The following is a 5,477-nucleotide window of genomic DNA, read 5'->3' as shown; positions in this document are numbered from 1 at the left end:
CCGGTAAAAGCAATGGGCCAGGTATTCCGGGGCGTGTTCCTCAAGCAGTTGAAACAATTCAAAAAGAAAGGGGAAATCGAGCATGCAGACCTACAGGGTCTTGTGGACGCCCTATTCAAAAAACCATGGGTGGTCTATGCCAAGAGGCCTTTTGCCGGTGCTGCAAGTGTCATCGAATATCTGGGGAGATATTCCCATAAGGTGGCCATTAGCAACCATAGGATCAAGGCCATCGAAGATAACAAAGTCTACTTTGACTATAAAAACTATAGAACCCACCAAAGCTCTCAAATGCACCTTGGGGCCCAGGAGTTCATCCGCAGGTTCGTACAGCACATATTGCCTAAGGGATTTGTACGGATAAGGCATTTTGGAATATGCGCTTCTAGGAGCAAGGCCCTGTTGACTATTATAAAGGACCGGTTATTGGAACAAAACCCTCTGGAGACCATATCATTTTCCTACCCACAATGGTCCAAAAAACCAATAATATGCCCCAAATGCAAGGAGGGCATCATGAAAAACCTAAGGATAATACTTTCGATCAGGGCAGGGCCTTGGTGAAATCCGTGAATCCAATGGAAATGGATAAATTACATACGCATTCTATAAAACGGCCGGAAACAACTATTGGCACCGACAGGGAGAATTATGCCCCAAAAGAAAAGAAAACCATGAATCTGGACCATCTGAACCCACGACAATATGATATCTTCAATACTGCCTGCCAAAAATCCGATCGGAAAAAGAAAACAGGCCTCGCACTAAGTAAAAATTCCTAACTTGGGATAAAATAAAACGGATTCAATCCCCATAGCATTATAAGCGCAAAACCGACACCGCATAGTTCAACGGCGGATTAAATCAAACTGCGCCGTTGGCTTACATGATTTAATCCTATAATGTTGTGTATCATTAGGTACGTTTACGATCATAACTATGACATAATTTAAAAACTAAAACAGAAATTAATTTATTCTATTTGTCCATTTTACTTTTCCAATCAAACTAATAAAAAATCATTTCATTTGATTTTGACATAGGTCAATATTTTTCAGGATAATTTGCTGTAACTATGCTGTTAATAATTCAACTAGAAGACAATGTTTACAGAATTAATCCAAACGAAAATTAAACTCAACGAGATACAAATCAGTAACATACTATCCTGTTTCAAACCAATGAGTATCAAAAAAAACTCAACTCTATTGGAACAAAATGCTGTAGCCAATCAATTATTTTTTATTAAAAAAGGCTGTCTACGGTTGTATTATATCAATGAGGAAGGTAATATATTGACCAGATTCATGGCTTTTGAAAACACCTTCTTAACATCAATTGTCAGTTTTATCTCACGGGAGTCATCATCTGAATATATACAGGCAGTAGAAGATTCGGAAATTTTAGCTATTACTCACAACGATTTCATCCATTTGAGACAGACAATACCTGCATGGAACGATATATACATCTATATTCTTGAATATGGATTAACAGTCATAAACTCCAAACTTAGTAGCCTTTTGACACAAAATGCGACTGAACGTTATCTAAGCTTACTCAAAAAGAATCCTGAACTCGTTCAGAGGTTATCCAATGCGAACCTTGCAGCTTACTTGAACATTTCACCAGAAACACTCAGTAGGCTGAAATCCCAAATATAAATAGTAAAACAAATAACATTATGAGAAGTGATGAAGTAAAAAAGGGACATCAAAGAATGCCACATAGGTCATTATTCAGAGCAACAGGTTTGGTAGACGAAGATTTTAATAAACCATTTATAGGGGTTGCTAACTCTTATATTGAGATTATTCCTGGGCACTTCTTTTTAGACCGAGTGTCAAGAGTAATAAAAGAAGAGATTAAAGCCAATGGTTGTGTTCCTTTTGAATTCAATACAATTGGTGTTGATGATGGTATCGCAATGGGTCATGATGGGATGTTATTTTCACTACCATCTAGAGAAATTATTGCGAACTCTATTGAAACAGTCATGAATGCTCATAAGTTAGATGCTATGATTGCTATTCCCAACTGTGATAAAATTGTCCCAGGTATGATTATGGGAGCTTTAAGAGTAAATGTTCCAACCATATTTGTGAGTGGTGGGCCTATGAAAAAAGGGTATACTAAAGATGGTGTTCCTATTGACCTTGCTACCGCATTTGAGTCTGTTGGCAAATACGAAGCTGGTCAAATAACTGATGAAGAGTTAAATGACATAGAGTGCAATGCATGTCCTAGTGGAGGTAGTTGTTCTGGAATGTTTACAGCAAACTCAATGAATACGCTTATGGAAGCAATGGGAATAGCTCTTCCAGGAAACGGAACTATTTTAGCATTAACCAAAGAAAGAGAAGAACTTTATAGAAATGCAGCAAGAAGAATTTGTGAAATAGCAAAGAGCAATGAGCTAACAGAAAAATTCAAGCTTAAAAATATACTTAATGAAAATGCTGTAAGAAATGCATTTGCTGTAGATATGGCTATGGGAGGCAGTTCAAACACTGTCTTACATATGTTGGCTATCGCAAGAGAAGCACATGTTAATTTTAATCTAGAAGATATAAATCACATTTCTAAAAATGTATCTCACATTGCTAAAATATCACCAAGTTTATCAACGGTGCATATGGAAGATATCAATACGGCTGGTGGTGTAAATGCCGTAATGAAGGAAATGACTAAAAGAGGAGATGACATATTAAAAGATAATCTCACTATCACTGGAGAAACAGTATTAGAAAAAATAAAAGATGCTTATATAAAAGATACTAATATTATACACACCATTGATAATCCATATTCTAAGGTAGGAGGTCTTGCTATCTTGTATGGAAACTTGGCAGAAGAAGGGGCTGTAATTAAGACCGCAGGAATTACAGGAGATAGAGTTTTAACAGGGATTGCTATCTGTTTCGATGGACAAGCCGAAGCAATTGAAGGGATTTTAGGAGGTAAAGTAAAAGCAGGTAACGTTGTTGTAATTCGATATGAAGGACCTAAAGGAGGCCCAGGCATGCAAGAAATGCTAGCACCAACTTCCTTAATTATGGGTATGGGATTAGGAGATAAAGTCGCATTAATTACCGATGGTAGGTTTAGTGGTGCAACTAGAGGAGCTAGTATTGGTCATGTAAGTCCAGAAGCTGCTGAAGGTGGTGTGATTGGATTACTAAAAGATGGTGATGAAATTCATATTGATGTTGATCAATATATTTTATCAGTAAACTTAAGTGAGGAAGAAATTGTAAAAAGAAGGTCAGAATTCATTCCAATAAAAAAAGAATTAAACTCGAGTTGGCTTCGTCAATATAGAGCATTAGTAAAGAATGCCAGTAGTGGAGCGGTTTTAAGAACTGACTTATTTTAAACTAAATGTTTTCTAAAAAAGAATCATATCAACGGTTAAAAAAAACGATACACAACACTATATATGAAATTATAGCTGACTCAGTGGGGTTTCAAAGGTTTGTGGGTACTTTCTAGCCCGCCAAATCTACAATTTGGCATTTAAGAGAAGAGAAAATTAAACACCAAATCGCAGATTTGGCTTTGTGGTAAATTGAAAGTTCATCGCTTTCTATTCAGCTACAATTCATATATTTTACGTTATGTGCAACTTAAGACCACATGATAATTATAGCCTTTCTAGTTTGGCGAAACCTACTGTCCTTCTGTAATTATCTGGAGAAACACCTACTTTTCTCTTAAAAAATCGACTAAAATAAAATTCATCATAATAGCCAAGTCCAGCTGCAATCTGTTTCAAAGGTTTTGATGTTAAATATAGTTCTCGTTTAGCCGCTATAACAATTCTATTATAAATTAAATCGCTAGGTGTTTGCTTTAAATACTTTTTTACAATCCCTGCCAATGTTTTTGTACTAACACACAAAACATCTGCATAATCTTTCGGAGAATGTAATTCACAATAATTTTTCTCAATAGAATCTACTAAATTTTGTAGGATTTCTGATTGACCATCAGAAAATTTTGGAACTATCTCTTTATCGAATTGTTTTTTCTGTCTTACTGCTTCTATCAAAAATACCTTTAAAAAAGCCACAAGAACTTCATGTTGAGCAATAGAATCTCTATCCATCTCTTTAGAAATTTGGTCTATGAGATTAAAAAACAGCCCTTCTTCAGAAATTTGAAAATGTGGTAATCCATAAAAGTTATTAAAAAGAACGCCTTCTGTTTCAATTTCATTTTGATGACGATATGTACAAAAAAAGTCAGGGTGAAAATTTAATAACCAGCCTTGACAAGGTTCTTCAGAAGAAAGCATAAATGGTTGATAAGGCGACAAGCAAATCATTTGATAACCTTGCAGTTCATAATTAGAAAGGTCTACACTTAACTTATAGTTGCTTGCGTTAAGTAAAATAATAGAATAATAATGTTTTCTTTGTAAATGATCAAATTGATTAAGATTTTCAAACCTTTCTAGTCTAAAGGCTAATTCACCATTTTGTTTATCTATAATAATTTGAGCCATAAGAATATATTTCTTTATTTAATATTACATATAAAAAGAAAGGAGTGCTTTACACTCTTTTCTAAAGATATAAATTATTTGGAAGCTATAATATCTATTTTTTGAATTGCTGATGCTTCAAAACCATCTAAAAGAACAGGCGCATTTTCCATAAGTGCAGCTGCAACTTTTCCTGTTAAATGTGCATCTCTACCAGAATCATCTGCAAAAGTATCAAAGATTGCATATGTAGTAGCATCTATTTTTATAGCATACCAAGATAAAGTTTTTGGTTCATCACCAACTAATTGCTTGCCGACATTAAGGAAGTTTTCTACATCTTTAGCCTTTGCTTCTTTAGATTTCATAATAACAAGTAAGCCCTTGTTTTGCAATCCGGATTTATGATTAGATGCTAATACATCTATTGCTTGAATATCTGTGCTAGGATCAAAGTTCTCTAATAAATCACCTGCATTTGCTAATAATGCCTTTGCAACTTCGCCTGTTAAATGAGCTTGCCTACCTTCTTCTACTTCAAAGGTATCATAGATACCAAAAGTTTTACTGTCTATCTGAAAGGCAAACCAAGATACTGTTTGAGGTTCTTGATTGACTAGTGCTAATCCACCAAGCAAAAAGTTTTTAACGTCTTGCTCTTTTCCTGGTTTTGCTTTCATAATTACTAATAATCCGATTGTTTCATTTTTTGTACTGTTCATAATGTTTGTGTTTTTAGTTTTTGAAAATGATTGAGTTGTAAATCCTAGTAAAAAAACTAGGAGTACTAATTTTAATGGAATTGTAGTTTTCATTTTTCTTGTTTTTTTGTTACAGTGCAAATTTGGGGTGAAACAAAGGACTGTGGAATGGATATTTATTACTATGGCATGGACGATTTTCAGAAAAGCATTACTATTGAATCCAGTATGCACATAATTGAGTAGACGGCTCCGCCGTTGACTGACGGAGTGCGCCTCTCACACCACCG

The 5,477-nt window shown here is 34.9% G+C and carries 5 protein-coding genes; 3 read left to right on the top strand and 2 right to left on the bottom strand.

Annotation, left to right across the window (positions count from 1 at the left end; all coding sequences use genetic code 11):
• From AAC053_RS13410 to ilvD, 3 genes are all read left to right on the top strand, one after another.
• Positions 1-564 (top strand): transposase (locus tag AAC053_RS13410; protein ID WP_339757640.1); only part of this gene is annotated, 564 nt, incomplete at its 5' end.
• A 539-nt stretch (positions 565-1,103) separates the two neighbouring features.
• Positions 1,104-1,664: a Crp/Fnr family transcriptional regulator gene (locus AAC053_RS13405; protein WP_339757637.1), complete on the top strand. Its 561-nt coding sequence runs from the start codon at positions 1,104-1,106 to the stop codon at positions 1,662-1,664.
• 20 nt (positions 1,665-1,684) lie between these two features.
• A complete protein-coding gene (ilvD, locus tag AAC053_RS13400; protein WP_339757635.1) occupies positions 1,685-3,376 on the top strand; it encodes a dihydroxy-acid dehydratase in 1,692 nt (563 codons plus the stop codon).
• Positions 3,377-3,643: 267 nt separating this feature from the next.
• Here the strand turns inward: ilvD and AAC053_RS13395 are convergent, their stop codons facing one another.
• Positions 3,644-4,507 carry a helix-turn-helix domain-containing protein gene (locus tag AAC053_RS13395; protein ID WP_339757633.1) on the bottom strand — a complete coding sequence of 288 codons (864 nt, stop codon included), beginning with the start codon at positions 4,505-4,507 and terminating at the stop codon, positions 3,644-3,646.
• A 74-nt stretch (positions 4,508-4,581) separates the two neighbouring features.
• The gene (locus tag AAC053_RS13390) at positions 4,582-5,301 is read right to left on the bottom strand and encodes a hypothetical protein (RefSeq protein WP_339714602.1); all 720 of its coding nucleotides are present in this window, start codon (positions 5,299-5,301) and stop codon (positions 4,582-4,584) included.
• Between the last annotated feature and the right edge of the window lie 176 nt (positions 5,302-5,477).

The sequence above is a fragment of the uncultured Winogradskyella sp. genome, from assembly GCF_963975125.1.
GTDB lineage: Bacteria > Bacteroidota > Bacteroidia > Flavobacteriales > Flavobacteriaceae > Winogradskyella.
This window is presented reverse-complemented; position numbering and strand designations above follow the sequence as displayed.

What these genes read in the sequence shown, in the direction of transcription:
- AAC053_RS13405 (WP_339757637.1), top strand. Translation starts at nt 1,104, where the DNA reads ATGTTTACAGAATTAATCCAAACGAAAATTAAACTCAACGAGATACAA.
- ilvD (WP_339757635.1), top strand. Translation starts at nt 1,685, where the DNA reads ATGAGAAGTGATGAAGTAAAAAAGGGACATCAAAGAATGCCACATAGG.
- AAC053_RS13395 (WP_339757633.1), bottom strand. Translation starts at nt 4,507, where the DNA reads ATGGCTCAAATTATTATAGATAAACAAAATGGTGAATTAGCCTTTAGA.
- AAC053_RS13390 (WP_339714602.1), bottom strand. Translation starts at nt 5,301, where the DNA reads ATGAAAACTACAATTCCATTAAAATTAGTACTCCTAGTTTTTTTACTA.